This window comes from Acinetobacter sp. 1130196 (assembly GCF_000588095.1).
In the GTDB taxonomy this organism is placed as follows: domain Bacteria; phylum Pseudomonadota; class Gammaproteobacteria; order Pseudomonadales; family Moraxellaceae; genus Acinetobacter; species Acinetobacter nosocomialis.
Genome location: NZ_JFWX01000015.1, coordinates 26145 through 49919 on the forward strand (window position 1 = coordinate 26145; position 23775 = coordinate 49919).

General features: G+C 38.8%; 24 protein-coding genes. 10 read left to right on the forward strand and 14 right to left on the reverse strand.

Features of this window, described 5'->3' with window-relative positions; genetic code table 11:
• Nucleotides 1-55 precede the first annotated feature (55 nt).
• On the reverse strand, nt 56-508 hold the full coding sequence (locus J671_RS13555) for a DUF441 domain-containing protein (protein WP_002049035.1): 453 nt from the start codon (nt 506-508) through the stop codon (nt 56-58).
• Nucleotides 509-764: 256 nt separating this feature from the next.
• Here J671_RS13555 and J671_RS13560 point away from each other — a divergent pair, with 256 nt between their 5' ends.
• Together J671_RS13560 and J671_RS13565 are read left to right on the forward strand one after the other, a co-directional pair.
• On the forward strand, nt 765-983 hold the full coding sequence (locus tag J671_RS13560; RefSeq protein ID WP_002049030.1) for a hypothetical protein: 219 nt from the start codon (nt 765-767) through the stop codon (nt 981-983).
• A gap of 102 nt (nt 984-1085) precedes the next feature.
• Nucleotides 1086-1790: a pseudouridine synthase gene (locus J671_RS13565; RefSeq protein ID WP_031982594.1), complete on the forward strand. Its 705-nt coding sequence runs from the start codon at nt 1086-1088 to the stop codon at nt 1788-1790.
• Here the strand turns inward: J671_RS13565 and J671_RS13570 are convergent.
• The 3 genes from J671_RS13570 to J671_RS13580 form a co-directional block, all read right to left on the reverse strand.
• The gene (locus J671_RS13570) at nt 1783-2226 is read right to left on the reverse strand and encodes a GNAT family N-acetyltransferase (protein ID WP_002049009.1); all 444 of its coding nucleotides are present in this window, start codon (nt 2224-2226) and stop codon (nt 1783-1785) included. The genes J671_RS13565 and J671_RS13570 overlap by 8 nt on opposite strands.
• A 97-nt stretch (nt 2227-2323) precedes the next feature.
• Nucleotides 2324-2632 (reverse strand): type II toxin-antitoxin system RelB/DinJ family antitoxin, encoded by a 309-nt coding sequence (locus J671_RS13575; RefSeq protein ID WP_002049033.1) that lies wholly within the window; start codon nt 2630-2632, stop codon nt 2324-2326.
• 111 nt (nt 2633-2743) lie between these two features.
• Nucleotides 2744-3652: a pseudouridine synthase gene (locus tag J671_RS13580; RefSeq protein ID WP_031982595.1), complete on the reverse strand. Its 909-nt coding sequence runs from the start codon at nt 3650-3652 to the stop codon at nt 2744-2746.
• A 119-nt stretch (nt 3653-3771) separates the two neighbouring features.
• Between J671_RS13580 and tsaE the strand changes: the two genes are divergently transcribed.
• From tsaE to J671_RS13605, 5 genes are all read left to right on the forward strand, one after another.
• Nucleotides 3772-4245, forward strand: a complete 474-nt coding sequence (gene tsaE / locus J671_RS13585) for a tRNA (adenosine(37)-N6)-threonylcarbamoyltransferase complex ATPase subunit type 1 TsaE (protein ID WP_002049012.1) — start codon at nt 3772-3774, stop codon at nt 4243-4245.
• Nucleotides 4238-6193, forward strand: coding sequence for a DNA mismatch repair endonuclease MutL (mutL, locus tag J671_RS13590; RefSeq protein ID WP_022575518.1), 1956 nt, complete (start codon nt 4238-4240; stop codon nt 6191-6193). Before tsaE ends, mutL begins: the two co-directional genes overlap by 8 nt.
• A gap of 6 nt (nt 6194-6199) precedes the next feature.
• Nucleotides 6200-7144, forward strand: a complete 945-nt coding sequence (gene miaA / locus J671_RS13595) for a tRNA (adenosine(37)-N6)-dimethylallyltransferase MiaA (RefSeq protein ID WP_031952771.1) — start codon at nt 6200-6202, stop codon at nt 7142-7144.
• A gap of 94 nt (nt 7145-7238) precedes the next feature.
• Nucleotides 7239-7745, forward strand: coding sequence for an RNA chaperone Hfq (gene hfq, locus J671_RS13600; RefSeq protein WP_000033651.1), 507 nt, complete (start codon nt 7239-7241; stop codon nt 7743-7745).
• 129 nt (nt 7746-7874) lie between these two features.
• Nucleotides 7875-8732, forward strand: a complete 858-nt coding sequence (locus J671_RS13605) for a DMT family transporter (RefSeq protein WP_022575520.1) — start codon at nt 7875-7877, stop codon at nt 8730-8732.
• Nucleotides 8733-8768: 36 nt separating this feature from the next.
• On the opposite strand, the gene nfsB is transcribed toward J671_RS13605, so the two are convergent.
• The gene (gene nfsB, locus J671_RS13610; RefSeq protein ID WP_002048986.1) at nt 8769-9422 is read right to left on the reverse strand and encodes an oxygen-insensitive NAD(P)H nitroreductase; all 654 of its coding nucleotides are present in this window, start codon (nt 9420-9422) and stop codon (nt 8769-8771) included.
• 138 nt (nt 9423-9560) lie between these two features.
• On the opposite strand from nfsB, the gene J671_RS0104530 reads away from it, so the two are divergent.
• Nucleotides 9561-9779, forward strand: a complete 219-nt coding sequence (locus J671_RS0104530) for a hypothetical protein (protein ID WP_022575521.1) — start codon at nt 9561-9563, stop codon at nt 9777-9779.
• A gap of 7 nt (nt 9780-9786) precedes the next feature.
• Here J671_RS0104530 and J671_RS13615 read toward each other — a convergent pair whose 3' ends face one another.
• On the reverse strand, nt 9787-10506 hold the full coding sequence (locus tag J671_RS13615; RefSeq protein WP_031982596.1) for a UDP-2,3-diacylglucosamine diphosphatase: 720 nt from the start codon (nt 10504-10506) through the stop codon (nt 9787-9789).
• A gap of 15 nt (nt 10507-10521) precedes the next feature.
• Complete coding sequence (locus tag J671_RS13620) at nt 10522-11031, reverse strand: peptidylprolyl isomerase (protein WP_002049022.1); 510 nt, start codon at nt 11029-11031, stop codon at nt 10522-10524.
• A gap of 167 nt (nt 11032-11198) precedes the next feature.
• Here J671_RS13620 and J671_RS13625 point away from each other — a divergent pair, with 167 nt between their 5' ends.
• On the forward strand, nt 11199-12926 hold the full coding sequence (locus tag J671_RS13625; RefSeq protein ID WP_002049025.1) for a glutamine--tRNA ligase/YqeY domain fusion protein: 1728 nt from the start codon (nt 11199-11201) through the stop codon (nt 12924-12926).
• Nucleotides 12927-13762: 836 nt separating this feature from the next.
• Here the strand turns inward: J671_RS13625 and J671_RS13630 are convergent.
• The 5 genes from J671_RS13630 to J671_RS13650 form a co-directional block, all read right to left on the reverse strand.
• On the reverse strand, nt 13763-14485 hold the full coding sequence (locus tag J671_RS13630; protein WP_002048996.1) for a glutamine amidotransferase: 723 nt from the start codon (nt 14483-14485) through the stop codon (nt 13763-13765).
• A 164-nt stretch (nt 14486-14649) separates the two neighbouring features.
• Nucleotides 14650-15465 carry an ethanolamine ammonia-lyase subunit EutC gene (gene eutC / locus J671_RS13635; RefSeq protein WP_031982598.1) on the reverse strand — a complete coding sequence of 272 codons (816 nt, stop codon included), beginning with the start codon at nt 15463-15465 and terminating at the stop codon, nt 14650-14652.
• A gap of 10 nt (nt 15466-15475) precedes the next feature.
• A complete protein-coding gene (locus J671_RS13640; protein ID WP_031982599.1) occupies nt 15476-16861 on the reverse strand; it encodes an ethanolamine ammonia-lyase subunit EutB in 1386 nt (461 codons plus the stop codon).
• A gap of 14 nt (nt 16862-16875) precedes the next feature.
• Complete coding sequence (eat, locus tag J671_RS13645; protein WP_031982601.1) at nt 16876-18312, reverse strand: ethanolamine permease; 1437 nt, start codon at nt 18310-18312, stop codon at nt 16876-16878.
• A 221-nt stretch (nt 18313-18533) separates the two neighbouring features.
• Nucleotides 18534-20045, reverse strand: a complete 1512-nt coding sequence (locus J671_RS13650) for an aldehyde dehydrogenase family protein (RefSeq protein ID WP_022575525.1) — start codon at nt 20043-20045, stop codon at nt 18534-18536.
• 142 nt (nt 20046-20187) lie between these two features.
• Here J671_RS13650 and J671_RS13655 point away from each other — a divergent pair, with 142 nt between their 5' ends.
• The gene (locus J671_RS13655) at nt 20188-21378 is read left to right on the forward strand and encodes a helix-turn-helix domain-containing protein (RefSeq protein ID WP_004708154.1); all 1191 of its coding nucleotides are present in this window, start codon (nt 20188-20190) and stop codon (nt 21376-21378) included.
• Here the strand turns inward: J671_RS13655 and J671_RS13660 are convergent.
• Together J671_RS13660 and mdh are read right to left on the reverse strand one after the other, a co-directional pair.
• Nucleotides 21375-22343, reverse strand: coding sequence for an alpha/beta hydrolase (locus J671_RS13660; protein WP_002049001.1), 969 nt, complete (start codon nt 22341-22343; stop codon nt 21375-21377). The genes J671_RS13655 and J671_RS13660 overlap by 4 nt on opposite strands.
• A 193-nt stretch (nt 22344-22536) precedes the next feature.
• Nucleotides 22537-23709, reverse strand: coding sequence for an iron-dependent methanol dehydrogenase (gene mdh, locus J671_RS13665; RefSeq protein ID WP_002049024.1), 1173 nt, complete (start codon nt 23707-23709; stop codon nt 22537-22539).
• Nucleotides 23710-23775: the final 66 nt, after the last annotated feature.

The following is a 23775-nucleotide window of genomic DNA, read 5'->3' on the forward strand; positions in this document are numbered from 1 at the left end:
ATTGAGCTTAAGTGTTAAAAAGGTGCGATTAAGCACCTTTTTAATATCTATAATTTTATTTACCAATGAATAAGGACAGCAAGCCTGCAGCAATCAGGGGACCAACAGGGACGCCTCGGAGTAAAGCAACGCCCGCAACTGTACCAATAAGTAAGCCTGCCACAACATCAGGTTGGCTTGACATAAGTTTCACACCACGTCCACCTAGCCAAGCCACAAGTAGACCAATAGCAATAGCCAGCAAAGATTTAAAACTTATAAAGGATTTTAAAATACTCTCTCCGCTAAGCTTACCACTGGCAATTGGAGTCAGTACGCCAATGGTTAAAATGAGAATTCCTAGGTTAAGACCATGAGCTTGAATATAAGGAAAAAATTGATTTAATGGTGTGATTTTAATGACGATTAAGATGCCTGCGGCAATCGTTACAGCTGCATTTTGACTTAGTAAACCGCAGATAAGTAGAACTAATAAGACAACTAAATTAACATCAAATTGGGCGAGCATGAGAAGCGGCAAGAAAAGCAAATAATTTGAATTGTATAATAATTAAGAGCCAAAATGTGAGCGCTTTTTAAACGTGGAATAGTTTAAATGAAGCGGTTGCAAGAAAAAAATTAATGTATATGACTCAATGATAAGGAGTTTTATTTTTAGTTACGCTTGGTCACAATGTTATATAAATTAACAACTTAAAAGACCATTCGTTTGAGAGATTATGATATAAAAAATAATCAATACTTATAACTACAGGGTCAGCCATATGGATATTATAGATATCAAGATTAAAGATCAGTTCGACAAAATTTATGATGCGAAAGCACAATTGAAGAAAAATTTAGTTGAACATGAAAATGAGCCTTTAAAGTTAAGTCAGCGTATCGAACATATTATTGTGGATAATGAGATCATTTTGCCTACAACAGAATTATTATTTGAAAGTGAGCAAAACGAAAAAATTTATCGAGTCATTGAAGAATAATTTGAAGATGATGGAAGTTAAGAACAAAGTTGTTAAAGCAAAAACGTAATAAAGCTCTGAAACTGAGTTAAAATAATGGTTTAGTTCTAAAGAGAAAGCTTTATGCTGCTGGAAAAAATTTTGCAATCACAAGGGCTTGGTTCACGTAAATATTGCCAGCAGTTAATAAAAAATGGTTCTGTAAGTATTGAGGGAGAGATTGTCATTGATCTCAAAAAACAGTTTTCTCCTGAAAATTTAGAATTTTCTTTGTTTGGGGAAACTTATCAATATCGGGAAAAAGTTTACCTCGCTTTAAAAAAGCCGCAAGGTTTTGAGTGCTCACACAATCCTCAGCATCATCAAAGTGTTTTTAGTTTATTGCCTGAAATCATGATTCAACGGGGTGTGCAAGCAATTGGCCGCTTAGATCAAGATACAACGGGCTTACTCTTACTCACTGATGATGGTAAATATTTACAAGCTTTAACTCATCCTCGTAAACATGTCCCAAAGGTTTATCATGTTACGACTATTGATTCAGTCACACCTGAGCAAATTGAAATGCTTACTCAGGGTGTTAATTTACACCAAGAAAAAGGTGTGTTTGCTGCGACAGATGTAGCACTGCTAGGGTCTCATCAATTAACAATGACCATTCATCAAGGCGTTTATCATCAAGTCAAAAGAATGATTGCAGCTGTGGGCAATAAAGTCGAAAAATTACATCGACATCAAATCGGTCAATTGGTCTTACCTGAGATTGAGGAAGGGAATTGGGTATATTTGTCGGAGCAGGAAAAGCAACTCGCTCAAAATATTATTTAAGAAAGCAATGGAATGTCTGAAATTCACTGTCTCGAATAAATCCCATTTTTTCATAGAGACGGTGAGATTCATGATTATTCGTTTGAGTCTCTAAACTAATACGTAAAGCATTTTCTTGTTTTGCAAATAAAATAGCTGTATCAATGAGCTGTTTTGCTGAACCCTGACGTCGGAACATAGGGGTAACATAGACATCATCTAAGATATAGTAAGTAGAGCAAGCAACTGAAGAAAAACCTAAATAAAGCAAAACGAAACCTGTGATTTTTTCATCCTTAATGTGGATGAAAAACACACTTTCTTTATTCTCAAAACGTTGTTTTAAAAAATGATGTGATTCATCAAGATTAGAAGATGCACCATAAAATTGACGGTATTCATCAAATAGAACAGCAAGTTGACTTAGATCTTCATAGGTCGCTCGTCTTACAATCATTAGGCGCTCCTTGTATTTATGTTTATATTTTTACAAAGAGAGCATAACTAAAAAAGACGCCAATTGACGTTAAAAGTTGTTTAAAAATGCAACACCGTTAAGTTTTGTCACTTTCACCTAATAGTGCATTTAGCTCTTCAAATAAATCTTCATGGTCATCATCTTCATTTAAATTTGAAGGGTTCTGATTTAATGAAGTTGCTTTTGCTTTTCTCAGTTTTAATAATTGTTCCATATTAATGTTCTGATTTTCGATAGCAAAAGGAATAGATTTAGTTAAGACGACTTGTTTAAAGAACAGTCGTACCGCTTGGGCAGGGGTAATTCCCAATTGTTTAAAAACAGCAAAAGCCTGTTTTTTCTCTTGGGAGTCAAGTCGAACCTGATAAACTTCTGTTTTTCGCATGAATAACAAAACCAAATGATTTTTAATTTTTAGGGATTTATTTTAAACCATCGGAATGTAATTTCAATGTCTTTCAGCATAAAAAATAATCTTTTTGTCATTACGATGAGATTACAGTGTCAATTCAAGCTGTGAATTGAAAACCATTTTCTGTTTTGTTAGCGGGTCTATAAAAGAAATTTGCTTAGCTAGAAGCTGTAAGGGCTGGGAAAAATCATCATCGGCTTTGTGTTGAACTACGGGATAAAACGGATCATTTTTAATCGGTATACCTAAATGATTTAAATGAACACGGAGTTGATGTTGTTTGCCGGTGGTTGGCGTTAAACAATATTTAGCCCAAGATTGATTATGCTGAAGCAGCTCAATTTTAGTTTCGGTATTGGTTTTAGTATGGGGAATAACGCGCATTGTATAAAAGGGCGTGCCGTTATCTAAATACAATTTTAATATCTGAGGGAAACTTAATTCAGCTTTATAGGCAGCGATTGCATGGTAAATTTTATGAACTTCGCGATCTGCAAATAACTGTTGGTAAATTCCACGTGATTGTGGTCGTTTGCAAAATAAAACGACACCGGCAGTTTCACGGTCTAGTCTGTGGATTGGTGTTAAAAACTCATTGCCCGTTTGTTTTTTTAAACGCACCAATAACGTTTCTTGGACATATTGCCCTGTTGGGCTAATCGTTAAAAAATGGGGTTTATCGACAACCAGCAAATCATTATTTTCAAATAAAATCTGATGCTCAAAGGGAACATGTACTTCGTTAGCAAGGAATCGGTAATAAAAAATATGCGTGTTTGCTATATAAGGGCTGTCTAATGTTAATTTTTTGCCATTTTGTGCATAAATAAGTCCATCTTGGAAACGTTGCTGCCACTCTATTGCTTTTATATGAGGAAAGTTTTCACAAAGAAATTGATAGATGGTTTGTACTGTCGTTTGTGGAGGAAGATAGACTTGGCTTGCGCTTACGCCATCAATCATAGGTGGGAAAAATTCAATCGGGCTAGACATAAAAGTGTGTCAATATTTAATAAATGTGATGTAAAAAAAGCCAACTTTAAGCACTTAAGTAGGCTTTAAAGCAGGGCAATGGTATCATATCGATTATTTTGAATCATGTTAAGTGTGTTATGTCGTATTCATTGAAAATGGTCTTAAATCATGAAGAAGATACCCAGCGTTTAGCTCAGGCATTGGCGCAGCATGTTCAAGCTGGCGTGATTTATCTGATTGGAGATTTGGGCGCCGGTAAAACGACATTAACCCGTTATTTTTTGCAAGCTCTAGGGCATAAAGGTTCGGTTAAAAGTCCGACATATACGTTGGTTGAACCATATAAAATCAATAATAAAGAAATTTTTCATTTTGACTTATATCGTCTCAATGATCCGTACGAACTTGAATTAATGGGAATCCGTGATTATTTAGATATTCAGGATGCACTATTTTTATTTGAGTGGCCATCAAAAGGTGGAGACGAAATCCCTGAGGCAGATATCGTTATTGATATTCAAAAATCAGATGATGAACTCAATCGTTTCGTCACTTTAACTTTACCAACAGAGCATTTGTACCAGACTTTGCAGGAACAGCTTCATGACTGATGAAAAGCTAACACAACGTCGTATTCATACATTAGACGCCGCGTTAGCCAACCAGATTGCTGCTGGTGAGGTGATTGAACGTCCCTCATCGGTCGTAAAAGAATTATTAGAAAACTCAATTGATGCAGGTGCAACTGAGTTAATTGTGCGGATTGCACAAGGCGGCTCAACATTAATCGAAATTATTGACAATGGACATGGAATTCATCCTGATGATTTACCATTGGCAGTGATGCGCCATGCAACCAGTAAAATTAAAACAGCAGAAGATTTACACGCGATTGTGAGCTTAGGTTTCCGTGGTGAAGCACTTGCTTCTATTGCTGCAGTTTCACGATTGACTTTAACCAGTAGCCAAGATGAAAGCGGAATTGGTCATCAGGTCGAGGTGAATGGTACAGCCTTTGATCATCAACAAGTCCAAGCTGTTGCTGCACAAAAGGGCACCCATATTCGAGTTCAGGACTTATTTTTTAATGTACCTGCTCGTCGTAAATTTTTAAAAAAGCCAACCACTGAATTTGGGCATATTGAAGAAATTGTACGTCGTTTGGCGCTAACACATTTTGATATACGTTTTGTACTTGAGCACAATGACAATATTCGAATTAATTTACCAATAGCAGATAGCGGGGAATTAAGATTTCAGCGTGTACAGCAATTATTGGGTCAACAGTTTGTTCAAAATGCTTACTGGATCGATGCCGAAAGTATTAACATGCGTTTGTCAGGTTGGCTAGGGCATCCTTCTGATGCACGTGCTCAAGCAGACTTACAATATGTGTATGTAAATGGCCGAATTGTGAAAGATAAAACCATTTCACATGCTTTAAGAATGGCATACGACGGTATTTTACATGGTCATCAGCATTCATCTTATTTGCTTTTCTTAGAAGTCGACCCTGAAAATATTGATGTTAACGTTCATCCGACGAAACATGAGATTCGTTTTCTAAATCAACGAGAAGTACATGAGTTTGTCAGACATTATGCTAAAGAAACGTTAGCACAATTTCAGACCGCTAGTGCTGATTTGGCACAAGCCATGAAAGTAGATGATACTCAAAATCTTTCGGTACAACCTCAGCCTAAATATCAAGAACAATTCACATTACATCGTACAGAGCAAGCTGTTGATACAACTCTAGATAAGCCGAATAGTTCTCAACCTTCGACTGAGCTTTTAACTGATTTTAATAATAGTCGTCCCCAAGCTGTTCACTATGCAGAACAAACTCCAAAATATAATGGTTCTGCGCAGTTAAATAATGCATTAAAGACTTATTTGGCGCCATTACGTGATCAACCTGCTACCAATTTTTCAGTTGATGAAAATGTTGAACCAGTTGCTAAAGTAGATGAATTTCCATTAGGTATCGCAATTGCTCAGCTTCATGGAATTTATATTCTGGCGCAAAATACTGAAGGTTTGATTATTGTTGATATGCATGCAGCGCATGAACGTATTTTGCTGCAACAAATGAAAAATGCTTGGGATAAACCTGAGTTTTGGACATCTCAACAGTTACTTATACCTAAAGTCATTTCAATTAGTCGTATGCAAGCGGTACGGGTCGAAGACTTAAAGCCTCAGCTTGAGCGTTTGGGGCTAGAAATTGATTTATATGGCGATGAGCAAGTCATTGTGCGTGGTGTGCCGGCTATTTTGCAAAAAGCAGATTTTGAAAACCTTATTCCTGAACTTCTTAATGATTTAGATCCAAATGATGAAGCTCAAGGATTATTGCAAAAGCGTGATGAACTGTTAGCTGGTATGGCATGCCATGGGGCAGTGCGAGCACATCGACAACTTAGCCTCTCAGAAATGAACGCTTTACTTCGCCAAATGGAACAAACCGAATTTGCCAGTCAATGTAACCATGGTCGTCCAACTTGGCGTGCATTTCCATTATCTCAACTAGATAAATTATTTGCTCGAGGAGAGTAGTTTTACATGTCAAATCAATTGCCCGTCATCAATTTAATGGGACCAACTGCAAGCGGAAAAACCGCTTTGGCATGTGAACTTTACGAGCGTGGAGATTTTGAGTTAATTTCAGTTGATTCGGCTCTTGTATATAAAGACATGGATATTGGTACGGCTAAACCAACACGTGAAGAGCAGGAGCTATATCCACATCATTTAATAGATATTATTACTCCACTTGAGGTCTATTCGGCTGCCCAGTTTGTTGAAGATGCTTGTGTTTTAATTGACGAGATGCATTCACGCGGCAAAACTCCTATTTTGGTAGGAGGAACCATGCTTTATTTCAAGGCGCTCCTAGAAGGATTATCAAGTAACTTGCCAAGCGCAGATGCAAATGTTCGTGCAGCAATTGAAGAAAAAGCAGCGAATGAAGGGTGGCAAGCTGTTTATGATGAACTTGTGGCAGTAGATCCGGCAGCTGGTGTGAAATTCAAGGTTTCTGATAAACAAAGAATTATTCGCGCGTTAGAAGTTTATCGTATTACAGGTCAACCAATTACCAAATTGCAGGCAGAACAACCAAAAAACGTACCATATCGATACATATTTCATAACTATGCTTTGCTTCCAGATCGGTTAGAATTACATCAACGCATTGAGCAAAGATTAAGCAAAATGTGGGATATCGGTTTTTTGAGTGAAGTTGAATCTCTAATTGAAAAATACGATTTAGATGAAAATTTACCCTCTATGCGTTCTGTTGGTTATCGACAAGCTCTAGAATTTCTATTAAAAAGTGATATGAGTCTCAAAAAAAAGCAAGAAATGGAGGATAAAGCCTTATTTGCAACACGACAACTTGCCAAACGTCAATATACGTGGTTACGTTCTTTGCAAGAAATACACGATTTTAAAACTTACTTGACGATAAAGCAGGCGAAAGAAGACTTGCGAAACTCTTATGGATAAAGCAAAATTTGCACACTGTCTTTTTATAATTTTTAGTTGAAAAATAAAGATAGTTTTTTTGCGCTGATTTAAAAATTTTTTTTTGGAGTTAAAAATGTCTAAAGGTCAAACTTTACAAGATCCGTTCTTAAATTCTCTCCGTAAAGAACGTATCCCAGTTTCTATTTTCCTTGTTAACGGTATTAAATTACAAGGTCATATTGAATCTTTTGACCAATATGTTGTTTTATTAAAAAATACTGTAAGTCAAATGGTTTACAAACACGCAATTTCTACAGTTGTTCCAGCTCGTAACCCACGTCCAGCAGGTGCACAAGGTGCAGGTTTCCCAGCTCAGGGTGGTAGTCAAGGTGGCTTCGGTGGTCAAGGCGCTGGCTTTGGTGGTGCTCAAGGCGCTGGCTTCGGTGGTCAAGGTGGCTTCGGTGGTCAAGGTGGCTTCGGTGGTCAAGGCGGCTTCGGCGGTCAAGGCGGCTTCGGTGGTCAAGGTGGCTTCGGTGGTCAAGGCGGCTTCGGTGGTCAAGGCGGCTTCGGTGGTCATCAAGGCGGTTTCGACAACGATTCTAAATTTGAAGATGGTCAAGACGACGAAAATAATCGTTAATTGATTAGCTTAGAAAAACCAGTCAGTGATGGCTGGTTTTTTTATAGCTTTAAAAATATAAAAAGTATATTCAGTTATTTGTAGTGCATCTCGCTTTCTTGAAAACTCAGTTTAATAGGTTCTTCGCAAATGATATTAATATTTGCTGCGGCGCTGTGCAGTGTTCTGGTGTCTGTATTACTAAAAAATTTAAAGAAAAAGGGCTATCAACCCATGCAAATGATTGCATGGAATTATGCAAGTGCTAGCTTGTTATGTTATTGGTGGTTTAAGCCAGATATTCAGCATATTTCTATACAACACATGCCTTGGTGGCTAATCGTTGCTTTAGGCATCATTTTACCGAGTATTTTTTTATGTCTTGCGAAATCCTTAGAGCATGCCGGTATCGTCAAAACAGAAATTGCTCAACGATTGTCAGTGGTACTCTCTTTATTAGCAGCTTATTTCTTTTTTCAAGAACGGTTTAATTCTCTTAAATTATTAGGTATTGGTTTAGGAATTTTTGCTGTTATTTTAATCGTATTTGGACAGATAAATGGCACTTCAGGCCATCAATCGAAAAAGGCAATTCTTGCGTTAATGAGTGTCTGGTTTGGTTATGCTGCTGTAGATGTCTTGTTAAAATACACGAGTAGTTTGGGGCTACAATTTACGTTAACTTTGAATCTGATTTTTATTACAGCCTTTGTATTATCAATAGTTTATTTATTATTCCAAAAAAAGTCAGCATGGAATTTTAAAAATACTGTGGCCGGATTAATACTAGGTGTACTTAATTTTTCAAACATTGCCTTGTATGTTAAAGCACATATTTTACTTAAAGATTCACCAGCGATTGTCTTTGCAAGCATGAATATTCTAGTGGTATTACTTGGGATAGTTTGTGGTGTAGTTTTATATAAAGAAAAATTAAAACTCCCAACGATTTTAGGAACGATTTTGGGAATAAGTGGATTGGTTTGTTTAGCCTTAGCTATGAAATAGGAGTTCAAAAGACTGTTCTTTTGAACTCTGCTAATCTTATAAATGTGTAAAAATAACTTCATCTGGCAGACGAGATTTTGGCAACTTCGCATTGAAATCATTTTCACTTCTATAGCCAAGTGAGACAATGACAGAGCTACGTAAGCCTTTTTCTTTTAAGCCAAATTCTTCATTTAAAACATCTTCGTCGAAGCCACCCATTGGGGTTGCATCTATGCCTTCAAGACCAGCTGCAAAAAGTAGTTGTCCTAAAGCGATAAAAGTTTGGTTTTCCATCCAGCCAAATAAATTTTTTTGTTCATTGCGATAAAACTCAACGTAGCCATGGCGTGTATCTTTTTGACCAAGTTTTGCTTTTTCATCTTTAAATCGACCGCTTAAATCATCTTGTTCAAGTAATTGATTTAAATATTCGGGTGAAATATCTGTTCTTGTACAAAATACAAGCGTATGTGATGACTCAAGAACTTTAGGAGCATTATAGGCATATCGCCCTGTTAAGGCTTTAGCAATGCGTTCTTTAGCAGCAAGATTGTCAGCCACCAAGAAATGCCAAGGTTGAATATTCACTGAAGAAGGGGTGAAGCGTAAAATTTCTAATAATTTATTAAATTTTTCTTTGGGAATTTTTTTCTCAGGATCATACGCTTTTGTGGTGTAGCGACTTTTAACCGTATTTAGTAAATCCATACTTACTCCATATCAATCTTATTACAATCGAAGTGTTCTCATCTTTGGCATGATACGCGATTTTATAAGAAAACATCTGCATTTTAATGTGATAAAGAAATATAATACTTATATAAATTTTTAATTAATTTATTGAAAATGTTTGATTTAATGCCCAAAGATGCAAAGAGTAAGCTGCGAGAAATTAGAGTTGTTAAAGCCTTTCTGTTTTTTGCATTTGTATTGTGTCTTTTAATTTTATACATCGAATATCAAAAATATGGACATATAAGCTGGAAATTTGTATTCCTTACCTGTCTATGTATGATCTGGGATTTTGATTTAAATAAACAAGCTAAGCATGTGAAAAATAACTGACAATTAATTAATAATACCAATCAGTTAGTTTGATTTGCTGCAGATGTGAAGAGGGATCAATTTCTAAAATTTGTGCGTGATCTTCTTTCCAGTCACCGAGTACAATTCGTTGTTTGTTCTGTACTTTATGAATAGCTGGACGATGAGTGTGCCCATGAATAAGTATGTCTATATCTTTTAGGGCGGAGAGCACGGCTTGTTCATTCACATCCATAATCTCATAACTTTTTTGCTGTTTGTCCGAATGGCTTCTTTTACGGAAACCATTGACCAGCTTCGCACGGAAGCTCAGTGGCGTACGGCGTAAAAAGGCAACTAAAAGGGGATTTCGAATAATTTTTTTAAATCTTTGATAAGAAATATCATCCGTACATAACGCATCGCCATGTTCTAGACGGTATTGGTGGCCTGCAATATTAAGATAATAAATATCGGGGAGTAATACACCATTAAACTTATTGAGGAAAACCTGATTTAGAGCAAAGTCGCGGTTACCGACTTGAAAGTAAACACGATTACCTTTTTCATTAAAAACTTTTAAAGCTTCGACAATTTCGTCGAGCCAAGGAGCTGAATAATCGTCACCAATCCAAGCATTAAACCAGTCACCTAAAATATAAAGCTGTGTTTGTTTATTTTGATAATGTACCAACAAATCTAAAAACCCTCGAACGAGTCGAGGGTGTTCAGGTGACAAATGTAAATCTGAAATAAACAGATAGGTCACAGCTTTATCCTAAAATTATTCAGAAATAATTTTAGCAGATTCGATAACAACGTTTTCTAAAGGAACGTCAGCGTGATAACCACGGTTACCTGTACGTACACTTTTGATCGCGTCTACAACGTCCATACCTTCAACAACTTTACCGAATACAGCATAACCCCAACCTTGTGCAGTTTTTGAAGTATGGTTCAAGAAAGAGTTGTTTTTTACATTGATGAAGAATTGTGCAGAAGCAGAGTGTGGCGCTTGAGTACGTGCCATAGCAATTGTACCAACATCGTTACTTAAACCATTGTCAGCTTCGTTTTCAATTGCATCACGAGTTGCTTTTTCTTTGAAGTTTTCATCCATCCCGCCGCCTTGGATCATGAAACCATCAATGACACGGTGGAAAATAACGCCGTCATAAAAACCGTCACGTACGTATTCTAAAAAGTTTGCTACTGTTTTTGGTGCTTTTTCAGTATTTAGTTCAAGAACAATACGACCTTTATTGGTGTTTAATTCGACTTGAGGAAAACTCATTACATTAATCTCCTAAACATGGGCTTATGACCATGGGTTTTTGGTTGAGAGAAGCATAAGCAAACTGTAAACTACAAGGCAAGTAAAAAACGTTAAAATCTTTGTGAAAAATGAAGATAGCGTTTATTTTTTCGAAATTTTATCTACAAAGAAGTGATTGATACACTATGAAGCCTAATGATGTTGTCTCGAACCTGCCAAACAACCCGACACCGAATACTCATGCCTCTGTCGATTCTGCGCAGCAAGAACAACAGGCTGGATTAGATTTTGTTCGCCAAGTCATTACTGATGATTTAGCTGCCGGACGTACCAAACAAATCGTAACTCGTTTTCCGCCAGAACCAAATGGTTATTTACATATTGGTCACGTAAAAGCAATCTGTCTAAACTTTGGTGTTGCAGAAGAGTTTGATGGACTCTGTAATTTACGTTTTGACGATACGAATCCAGATGCAGAAGAACAAGAATACGTTGATGGTATCGCCAATGATGTGAAATGGCTTGGTTTTAACTGGAATGGTGAACCTCGCTATGCTTCTGGTTATTTTGATCAGCTTTATGCATGGGCAATTCAATTGATTGAGCAAGGTGATGCATATGTTGATTTGCAGTCTCCAGAAGAAATTAAATTAAACCGTGGTAGTTTTGTTGAACCAGGGAAAAACTCGCCGTATCGTGATGCATCTGTTGAAGAGAACCTTGCTCGCTTTGAACAAATGCGCAGCGGTGAACTAAAAGAAGGTGAAGCTGTTTTACGCGCTAAAATTGATATGGCAAGCCCGAACGTGCATATGCGTGATCCAATTTTGTATCGTGTCTTGCATTCAGAGCATCATCAAACTGGCGACAAATGGAAAATCTACCCAATGTATGACTATGCTCATCCATTGTCTGATGCAATTGAAGGAATCACGCATTCACTTTGTACATTGGAATTCCAAGATCACCGTCCATTCTATGATTGGATTGTTGAAAAGGTTAAGTCTAAAGCTGTTCCGCACCAATACGAATCATCTCGTTTGAATGTAGATTACACCATTACTTCTAAACGTAAATTACGTAAGTTGGTTGAAGGTGGTTATGTAAATGGTTGGGATGACCCTCGTATGCCAACAGTTGTTGGTATGCGCCGTCGTGGTTTTACACCAGAAGGCTTACGTGATTTCTGTAAACGTGTAGGTGTGTCTAAAACTGACGGTATTGTTGATGTTGCAATGCTTGAGTTCTGTATTCGTCAATCTTTGGAGAATACAGCAGCGCGTGGTATGGCTGTGTTAGATCCTTTAAAAGTGACACTTACAAACTTACCGGAAGATTTAGACCTTACACATGCGCGTCATCCAAATGTCGATATGGGTGAGCGTGTCATTCCATTAACTAAAGAAATTTATATTGACCGTAAAGATTTTGAAGAAGTACCGCCAAAAGGCTTTAAGCGTTTAATTCCGGATGGTGAAGTTCGTTTACGCCATGCATATGTAATTAAGTGTGATGAAGTCATCAAAGATGCAAATGGTGAAGTTGTTGAGCTGAAGTGTTCAATCGATCCAGACACTTTAGGCAAGAATCCTGAAGGGCGTAAAGTAAAAGGCGTGATTCACTGGGTATCTGCAAGCAAGGGTATTCCTGCTGAAGTACGTATTTATGATCGTTTATTTACAGAGGCTGACCCTGAAACTGGTGATGATTTCTTAGCGAATTTAAATCCAGATTCTTTGAAAGTCGTTCAGGCTGTGATTGAACCTGCTTTAGCTCAAGCGAAACCAGAAGACCGTTTCCAATTTGAACGTGAAGGTTATTTCGTTGCGGACCAACATGATCATACTCCTGAAAAACCTGTCTTCAACCGCGTTCTTGATTTGAAAGACAGCTTCAAACCTGAGAAAAAGTAAGAGATTGCTTATCTCTTACTTTTTCGCAAGACGAACAACATGTTGTGAGTAGATAGTCGAGATTGCTTATCTCTTACTTTTTCGCAAGACGAGCAACATGTTGTGAGTAGATAGTTGAGATTGCTTATCTCTTACTTTTTCGCAAGACGAGCAACATGTTGTGAGTAGATAGTTGAGATTGCTTATCTCTTACTTTTTCGCAAGACGAGCAACATGTTGTGAGTAGATAGTTGAGATTGCTTATCTCTTACTTTTTCGCAAGACGAGCAACATGTTGTGAGTAGATAGTTGAGATTGCTTATCTCTTACTTTTTCGCAAGACGAGCAACATGTTGTGAGTAGATAGTTGAGATTGCTTATCTCTTACTTTTTCGCAAGACGAGCAACATGTTGTGAGTAGATAGTTGAGATTGCTTATCTCTTACTTTTTCGCAAGACGAACAACATATTGTGAGTCAACAACAGATATTAAAAAAGCCCAACTGTAAGGTTGGGCTTTTTTCGGAGGTCTTCTCATCATAATATTCTTTTTCTTTATGATTTCGCTTCCTTGGCAAAAGAGCTTAGGTAGGATTAATCACATAAAAGTAAAGAACTAATAGTATGAGAAGCATTGTTGAAAGCATTAAGTAAGTATTGACCGTATTAAAGCTTTTAAGAAACTTCCAGATATCCATAGTAAATCAGCGTATATTTTATGTTACAAATTAATAATACACTGAAACTTTTCTGAAATGTTTCTAAAAATAAAATATAAAGTTTCTTTGTTTAAAAAATAGTCATAAAATACCAAGTGGTAAAAAATAATATTCATTAAACATTAGAAATTACTTCACTTATGCACTATAACCAATTCTTTTCAAGAATTTTTGAATTAATTCAAATGCAGCGTGTTCAAGTGCAGGGGCATATTCGATATTTTGCTCACGCAATTTAGGAATGGAAATTCCAGCATTACGAAGTTCACATGTGTGACCAATAAGCCATTTTTCAAAGTTTTCTTGAGTCGTCTCAATGTGGAACTGTAAAGCAAGAATATTATTACCCACTTCAAAGGCTTGGTTAGTATAAATATCTGAACTCGCCAAAAGGGCTGCATTTTCAGGAAGGTCGAAAGTATCACCATGCCAATGTAAAACATGGATATTATTAAGCAAAGGCGATAATACCTGATTAGGGCGTAAACTTAAGCTTAAAGCTCCCCAGCCAATTTCTTTTTGATGGCCTGCATATACTTTGGCACCAAGTGCATGAGCTATAAGCTGTGCACCTAAGCAAATGCCAAGTGTTGGTTTATCTGCTGCCAAACGTTGTTTGAGTAAAGCGATTTCATCTTTTAAAAATGGATAATCTTCAGTTTCATAAACTCCGATCGGACCACCTAAAATAATAGTTAAACCGTCATGGGCGAAAGCAGGAGTTAAATCATCTACACCAGCTTCAAAATAACGGACGCGAAAACCAAGTTGATAAAAGACATCTTCTAATGAACCTAAGTCTTCGAAAGCAAGATGCTGAATGGCATAAATAGTTTTAGGAAAGGCGTTTGTAGTACTCATACAAATGATTCATAGAAGATCAATAGGTGGAGTATAGCGATAAATATAAAGAAGAAAATATCCATATAAATCGTCAATACCTGAAAATTGCTATTTTTCGTTAAGATAATCTTGTTACGCAGAAATATTTTGTAGGTAAGAAATATCTATGCGTAACCTACTATTTAAAATAAAAGCTTTGAGTTTTCATTATGGTCGATATTTGAAAGTTGATGTTCATCTTTTAAATTTACTCCTGAAAAGCCAAGCTGCTTCGATTTTTTCATGAGTGCCATTAAACGTTGTACCGCAACTGGAATACTTAAGCCTGCTGAACGGACGTTGGAAATACAGTTGCGTTTGGAGTCAAGGCAACCTGAATATGCATTCCATGTGTAGTAAACTCCCATACTGTCAGGAGAACTTAAACCTGGGCGCTCTCCAATAAGCATAACCAGCATGGAGGCTTTAAAAATTTCTGCAACTTCATCGCCTAAAGCAACTCGGCTTCCTGTTGCAAATATAATTGGCGCAAGGCTCCAGTTTTCTTGTTGAATATGTTCGCTTAGCACTGCAATAAATGCGATAGCATTTGCTTCAATCGCTCTTGCAGAGAGACCGTCACCTACCACAATACAAACATAATACTGCTGTGGTTTTTTTGCATACTCTTTAATCAAGGCTTCTTTTGATAGATTTGAAAGCTGACGACCCAAATCTGGGCGTTTGAGATAAATTTCTTTATTAGCGGCATTACTTTGAACATGAAGAGTTTGAAGTTGCTTTTGCTGTAACTGTTCAGACAAGTAGGGAACATCCATATGTTGATAAACAGCATCTTTTGCTTGCGCATGAGACAACTGGAACTCAAGTAAGGCCCGTGTTGGGATACTGCAACCAGCACGCCCTAAAGCAATACGGGCATCAGTAAACTCTTTAAGTTTTTCCCACTGATCCTGATGGGTAGAGGACGGATATTGAATATCACGGTTCAGTTTCATGGTGTTCCCCCTAGTTCATGAGCAGACGAGAGAATTGGTCAGGCATGTGGTCTGCCCAACAAATTTGAGAGTTTTGCTGTTTAAAAATCCCTTGTTGTTCAAGCCAAGCGGAGAACTCAGGAGCGGGTTTTAAACCGAGGAGTTGTCTTAAATAGAGAGCATCATGGAATGAAGTGGTTTGATAGTTGAGCATGACATCGTCCGAACCTGGAATTCCCATAATGAAGTTAATGCCTGCAGCGCCAAATAGAGTAAGAAGCACATCCATATCGTTTTGGTCTGCATCGGCATGGTTGGTGTAACAAATGTCGCAGCCCATCGGTACTCCAAGCAACTTACCGCAGAAGTGATCTTCTAAACCTGCACGTATAATTTGTTTACCGTTAAATAGGTACTCGGGGCCAATAAAGCCGACGACTGTATTTACCAAAAGCGGGTTATATTTACGAGCCACTGCGTAGGCCCGAGTTTCTAAGGTTTGCTGGTCAACGCCGTGATGTGCATTGCTTGATAGGGCACTCCCTTGACCCGTTTCAAAGTACATAACGTTGTGTCCAATGGTTCCGCGCTTGAGTGCGAGTGTGGCTTCATATCCTTCTTGTAGTAAATCGAGTGAAATTCCAAATCCTTCGTTTGCCAGTTGGGTACCAGCGATTGATTGAAACATTAAATCAATTGGCACATTTTTTTCAGCAAGTTGAATGCCTGAGCTGATATGTGTGAGCACACAAGATTGCGTCGGAATTTGATATTCCTGAATAACATGATCAAGCAATTTCAGTAGCTCTGACAAATTATGCAGGTTATCCGTCGCTGGATTGATACCAATCACGGCGTCACCATTGCCATACATCAAACCATCTAAAATACTGGCTGAAATACCGAGCACATCATCGGTAGGGTGATTAGGTTGTAAACGGGTAGAAAGATGACCTTTTAAACCAATGGTGTTACGAAATTGGGTAATGACTTCACATTTGCTGGCGACATAAATCAAATCTTGATTGCGCATAATTTTGCTGACAGCAGCCACCATTTCTGGAGTTAAACCTGATGCTAAAGCTTTTAAGCTTTGGGCAGTTGCATCTTCTCCAAGTAACCAATTTCGAAAATCACCTACTGTAAAGTGTGAAATAGGGGCAAAGGCTGTTAAGTCATGTTCATCAATAATCAGACGCGTAATTTCATCAGATTCATAATCGACTACAACTTCATTTAAAAAGGTTTTCAGTGGCACATCGGCCAAAGTCATTTGTGCCGCAACATGTTCGGTTGCATCTCTGGCAGCTATACCTGCTAGCTCATCGCCTGAACGTAACGGTGTAGCTTTTGCCATCAAAGTTTTTAGGCCAGCAAAATGATACTGTTGATTGGCGACAATATTGCGATAACTCATAGTTGCATCCCTTTTTATAGTTCTTGTTCGGCAGCTTTAATATTTGCAAACTCTTCTTCTGGTGTACCTTTCACTAAATGATAGCGGCTGTAGAATAAGAAGTAAGCAATAAATACGACATAGATGCCGGCAGCAATAAACCAAACTTTCGGATTAACAACAAAACCTGCGACCACAGCAGCGACTGCTAAAATGAGTGCAATACTTGAGGTCACAATGCCACCTGGTGTTTTATAAGGGCGACGCATATCGGGTTTAGATAGACGTAATTTGATGTGGGATAAAAGGATCAACACATACGAAATAGTTGCGCCAAAAACCGCGATTAAAATCAGTGAATCGCCTTCTTTGGTAAGTGAAAGCAGGAACCCGATAATGCCCGGAATAATAATTGCGAGATAAGGGGCTTTATTTTTATTAGTTAACGAGAGTGACGTCGGTAAGTAGCCAGCTCGTGACAATGCAAAGATTTGACGCGAATAGGCATAGATAATTGAGAAGAAACTTGCGATTAAACCAGCTAAACCCACAAAGTTTACGAATGTCGCAAGCCAAGTGTTGGTGCCATAAACTTTCACTAAAGCATCTACCAGAGGGGCACCTGAGTTTTGTAAAGTACTTGCACCTGCTGCGCCTGCACCCAAGAACAAAATGAGCATAGCAAACGCGGTTAAGATGAGCATTGCACCGATTAAACCGCGTGGCAGAGATTTGGCTGGATCTTTTGCTTCTTCGGCTGCTAATGGAACACCTTCAACTGCAAGGAAAAACCAGATTGCAAAGGGAACCGCGGCCCAGATGCCCAAATAGCCATGAGGTAGAAAACGACTTGCACCAGTTGCTGTGCTAACGGGAATATCTAAAAGGTTTTGTGCACTAAAATGTGGGATCATTGCTGTAATAAACACAACAAGGGCAACAGCAGCGACTAGCGTAATGGCAAACATGATTTTCAAGGCTTCGCCGGCACCTTTGAGATGTATACCCATAAAAATGGCATAACAGGCGAGGTAAATCATCCAGCCATTAATCCCAAATAGAGATTCGCAATAACCGCCAATAAATACGGCAATAGCAGCAGGCGCAATGGCGTATTCAATTAAAATCGCCGTACCTGTTAAGTAGCCTCCGAAAGGACCAAAGGCAGCACGTGCAAAACTATAACCGCCACCTGCTGTCGGCATCATGGTAGACATTTCTGACATAGAAAGACATAGACATAAGTACATAAGCGCAGCGAGTGCCGTGGCAATGAACATTCCACCCCAACCACCTTGGGCAATACCAAAGTTCCAGCCGGCAAAATCACCCGATATCACATACGCTACGCCTAAACCAATCAGGAGTAACCAACCTACGGTACCTTGTTTAAGTTGACGCTGAGCAAAATATTCTGCTGATGAGACTTCTGCACTTGAAGAAATAACGGAAGCTGTTTCTGGTTGATTCATACAATACTCCTGCGAGTTGGTTTGTATGAATGAATGCAAAAGCAATGCCTAAATGATGTGCTTTAAATATTAGATGACGCTTTTTTATTCCGGATAGTAAAAATTTGAGAGCTGGCTGTACTAAATAAAAAAGCCAGCAATCTAAATTACTGGCTTTTTATACAATTACTGAGCTTGCTTCCTTCTAGCGTTGATAGCCTGGTATCAACTTGGTGCGAAACTTAGAAGAAGCCCATTGGTTTAGTTGAATAACTTACCAACAAGTTTTTAGTTTGTTGATAGTGATCTAGCATCATCTTATGGTTTTCACGACCAATACCAGACTTCTTGTAACCACCAAATGCAGCATGCGCAGGGTAGATGTTATAGCAGTTTGTCCAGACACGACCCGCCTCAATAGCGCGACCAGCACGGTAAGAAATATGGGCTGAACGTGACCAGACACCAGCACCTAGACCATACATGGTGTCATTGGCAATTTTGATTGCATCGTCAAAGTCTTTAAATGTTGTCACAGCAAGTACAGGTCCAAAAATTTCTTCTTGGAAGACTTGCATGCTGTTGTGGCCTTTAAAGATAGTCGGATCAACATAGAAACCGTCACCTACTTCTTTACGGCCACTACCACCAAGTAAGAGCTCTGCACCTTCTTCGCGGCCCGTATTAATACAACGTAAGATTTTCTCTTGTTGTTGTAAAGATGCTTGAGCACCAATCATAGTTTCAGTATCGAGAGGATGACCAGTTTTAATGCGTTTTACACGTTCAACGGCCAACTCTAAGAATTGATCAGCAATACTTTCTTGCACTAAAGCACGAGAAGGGCAAGTACATACTTCACCTTGGTTTAAGGCAAACATGGCAAAACCTTCAAGTGTTTTTTCTAAGAAGTCATCTTGTTTATCCATGATATCTTCAAAGAAAAGGTTCGGTGACTTACCACCAAGCTCTAACGTAACTGGAATAATATTTTCGGTCGCATATTGCATCACCATTTGTCCAGTTTGTGTTGACCCTGTGAATGCGATTTTTGCAATACGTGGGTTGGTAGCTAACGGGCGGCCGACTTCTGAACCGAAACCATTGACAATATTAAGTACACCCGGCGGTAAAATGTCTTGGATGAGTTCGGCAACCAGTAAAATACCCACTGGCGTTTGCTCAGCTGGCTTAATTACCACACAGTTCCCAGCCGCTAAAGCAGGAGCCAGCTTCCATGCAGCCATTAAAATCGGGAAGTTCCATGGAATGATTTGTCCGACCACACCTAGCGGTTCATGGAAATGATAAGCGATAGTATCTTCATCGATTTCAGAGATGCCGCCTTCTTGAGCACGAATACATCCAGCGAAATAACGGAAATGGTCGATTGCAAGTGGAAGGTCAGCGGCTAAAGTTTCACGGACTGCTTTACCGTTATCCCAAGTTTCTGCAACCGCAAGCATTTCAAGATTTGCTTCTAAACGATCGGCAATTTTTAAAAGTATATTTGAGCGTACCGTTGGAGATGCTTTATTCCATGTTGCTTTAGCTTTGTGCGCTGCATCTAGCGCGAGTTCAATGTCTTCGGCACTAGAGCGTGGAATACGTGTAAAGGCTTTTCCGTCAACGGGAGATACATTGTCAAAATACGCACCCTTTACAGGTGCGACCCATTCACCGCCAATAAAATTTTCATATTGTGATTTGAATTGAACTTTTGAGCCTGGTTGATTTGGATCGATATAGCGCATATAAATATTCCTTTGCTTTTTAGGACTAAAGACTAACAAGAACCCTGTCAGTAGGTACTTTCGTACTTTGTATAATTAGGATATAAAGAAGAAGGTTGGAGAAAGGTTGGAATAGAAATGTGGATATATAAGGAATTTACAAATGTTCACAAAAAAGGATTTATTGCAGCAACGGACGTTGATTGATCAACTGCGCACGCAAAATAGTCTCTCTCCTCAAAACGCTGCCAAACTCGGCCAAAGTATTGCAAGCTCATGGGAGCGATCAGCTTCTGCTGCGATTCCTAAAGAACGCTTTGCGGCTCCATTAGTCGAAAAAAAATCTGCTTCACAAAATGCTTTAGATATGGCTTTAAGTCAGTGTGGTGACGACTTACGTCATATTGCAGAGCAATCTTCAATGGTGATTGCTGTCGGTGATATAGGCAGTACTATTATTTGGACTGCGCCCAGTGCCCAAATGCAAAGTGCTGCTGAACGCGTGCATTTTGTACAAGGCGGGCAGTGGCGTGAAGAATTTGTCGGTACAAATGCCTTAGCTTTATCTTTAAAAACTCAACAATCAAGCTGTGTTTTTTCAAATGAACATTACATGGAGTCGATTCATGATTGGGTATGTTATGCCGCACCAATTATCGATCCATATTCAAAACAAACACTAGGTGTGGTTGATTTATCAACTACATGGAAGAATCATAATAGTTTAGGAATATTGGCTGCCGAACGTTGTGCATCCATTATTCAATCTGCTTTGCTAGAGCAGCAACGCCAACAATTACATATTCGGGCATTTTCGACGCCACAAGTTAAATTTAATGGTAAAAGTTTATTATTAACACCGCGGCAAATTGAAATTTTAACCATATTGGCACTATGTCCACATGGCTTAACTTTAGAACATCTTTATCAGGCACTCTATGGTGAGCGCAAAGTCAGCATGGGTACGCTTAAGGCTGAAATGTCTCAACTACGAGATATTTTAGGCGGTTTGCTTGGTTCACGCCCATATCGGCTACTTGTGCATGTTGAAGCCGATTTCTTACAAGCTGAACAAGCACTCGATGCAGGATATGCGGCTTCTGCTTTACAGCTTTATACCGGTGTTTTTCTGGCAAAAACCGAAAGTCCGTTTCTGTGTGCATGGCGCGACTGCCTTGAGTCACGCTTGAGCGATGCAATTTTTAAAACCCAAGAAACGGATTTATTACTCAAACATTTAGCTCATTTTCCCGAAGCAATCGATGCGGTAGAACGTCTTATGGAATTATTACCGAGTGAACATCCTGCGCATCAACTGCTGGTGAAATATATTGACTCGCCTAAGCTAAGTTAGGTGATTTTTTGATCCAGCCACTGGAATAGTTGTTGATAGACTTGATTCCGCACTGGCTGGGCCGAAAGGACTAAATCGTGTAAGCCATTGTGAATAGAGACAACCGAAACATCACCCTTTATTTTTTTACCGAATTTCGCAATGTCTTTAACATCTAAAATAACATCACTTTGGGTTGCATCTGGTCCCCATTTACGAGGATTTTTAGTTTGGTGCGAATGCATAATCAGTGCGGGGACGTTTAGCTTAACGCCGTGGTGAATTTCTTTTTGTGCTGTATGAATCGCATGTAGAAAGCTAAGTTGAACTGTAGGGGCAGAGGTCGGTTTCCAATCCAGGTTGAAGTCCCATTCACCCTTAAGTTGTTTGTGAAGACTGGTGGTGTACCATTTGTTAAGTTTGCTTGGAAATTTAACTTTAGGCAGATATTTTCCTACTCGACTGAGCATTGGAATACCAAATTTCTTTTCAACTAAACTTAAATTGAAGTCGTAAAACGGACTATTCGCCCATAGTGCTTTAATAAGTGGATGATCTGGATGATGAGTAGCATAAAGCGTTGCTGTCAAACCGCCAGTCGAATGACCTGCGAGTAATACTTGTGTATGTTTTTCTTGGCCAATGATCTCTAATGCTTGAGTAATTTCGGCATCATATTCATTTAAATCAAGCACATTGTAGAAAATTTGATGAGGCAACTTTGAGCGGCCATATTTTCTTAAATCGAGTGCATAGAAGTCATAGCCATGCGCATTGAATTGCTCGGCCATTTCAGTTTGAAAGAAATAATCTAAAAAACCATGAATATAAAGTACGGCTTTTTGAGTTGGCTGAGTGGCCTTTTTACGAACTAAGGTGGCTATAACTTTACCTTCATAATCATCTGGAAAGTTGAGTGTTAGCTGTTCGTAGCCGGCACCTAAAATATCTGGGGCATAATTGTGTTTAGCTGTAGATGTATTCATTTTTATCGAGCTATTGTCATTAAGTCATGTTGAGTATCCTTCAATGAAATGGGCAAATTGTCAATCAGGTTTAGAGAAGGTTGGAGTATAGGTTTTAAAAAAAGGGAATACCGCTGGAGCTAAGTATTCCCAAAAAGTAAGTCAACGGTCGGAGGGATTTGACTTACTACAGGAACATACCGTTACATCAGTATTAAAGAGCGGCTTTAAAAATCTCCACAACTTGTGCATGGTTTGCTTTACGAGGGTTGGTCAGCATACATGCATCTTTTTGAGCGTTATCGGCCATCACCGCGAGGTCTTCGGTTTTTACGCCAAGTTCTGTTAAGCCAGATGGGATACCAATTGAAGAAGACAGTTTACGGATGGCATCAATTGCAGCATATGCAGCTTCTGTTACGGTGAGACCTTGCGTATTTACACCCATTAACTCCGCGATTTTTGCATAACGATCTGGACAAGCAATTAAGTTAAATTCACAAACATGTGGTAGCAAGATTGCGTTACATACACCGTGAGGTAGGTTATAGAACCCGCCTAACTGGTGAGCCATTGCATGGACATAACCTAAAGATGCATTGTTAAATGCCATACCAGCCAAGTACTGTGCATAACTCATTGCATCACGTGCTTCAATGTTTTCACCATTTGCGACAGCAGGCTGTAACCATTGACTAATCATGGTGATTGCTTTTTCAGCACACGCATCGGTAATTGGGTTTGCCGCCGTAGACACATATGCTTCAACCGCATGGGTTAACGCATCCATACCAGTTGCTGCTGTTAAACCTGCTGGTTTTGCAATCATGAGTTTCGGGTCATCGATAGCAATAAGTGGGGTACAACGCCAGTCAACAATTGCCATTTTTACGTGAGTGTCTGTATTGGTAATAATACAGAAGCGAGTCATTTCAGATGCAGTACCTGCCGTTGTATTCACTGCAATCAGTGGTGTCATTGGTACTTTACTTTTATCGATGCCTTCGTAGTCACGAATATGACCACCACCTGCAGTGACCAAACCAATTCCTTTTGCACAGTCATGAGATGAACCACCGCCTAGCGAGACAATAAAGTCACACCCATTGTCGTTATAGGCTTTTACGCCATTGTGAACATTAATATCGGTTGGGTTAGGTTCCGCGCCCGGGAAAATATGGCTCGCTACGCCTGCTTCGGTTAAATAGCTTGCAATAAGATCTGCAACGCCAAATTTAAATAGCCCTTCATCGGTCACAATTAATGCTTTTTTTGCGCCGAGATTTTGTGCTTTTGTACCAATTTCTTTGGCACATCCTGGACCAAAGAGTGATACGCAAGGAATATAAAAACCGTTTGTTTGATCTGCAATATTTTTAAAAGCCATGGAGTGATTCCTTTTTCCATAAATCCATTGTTTGTTATTACAGGTGAGCCTCACCATGGGCTTAGT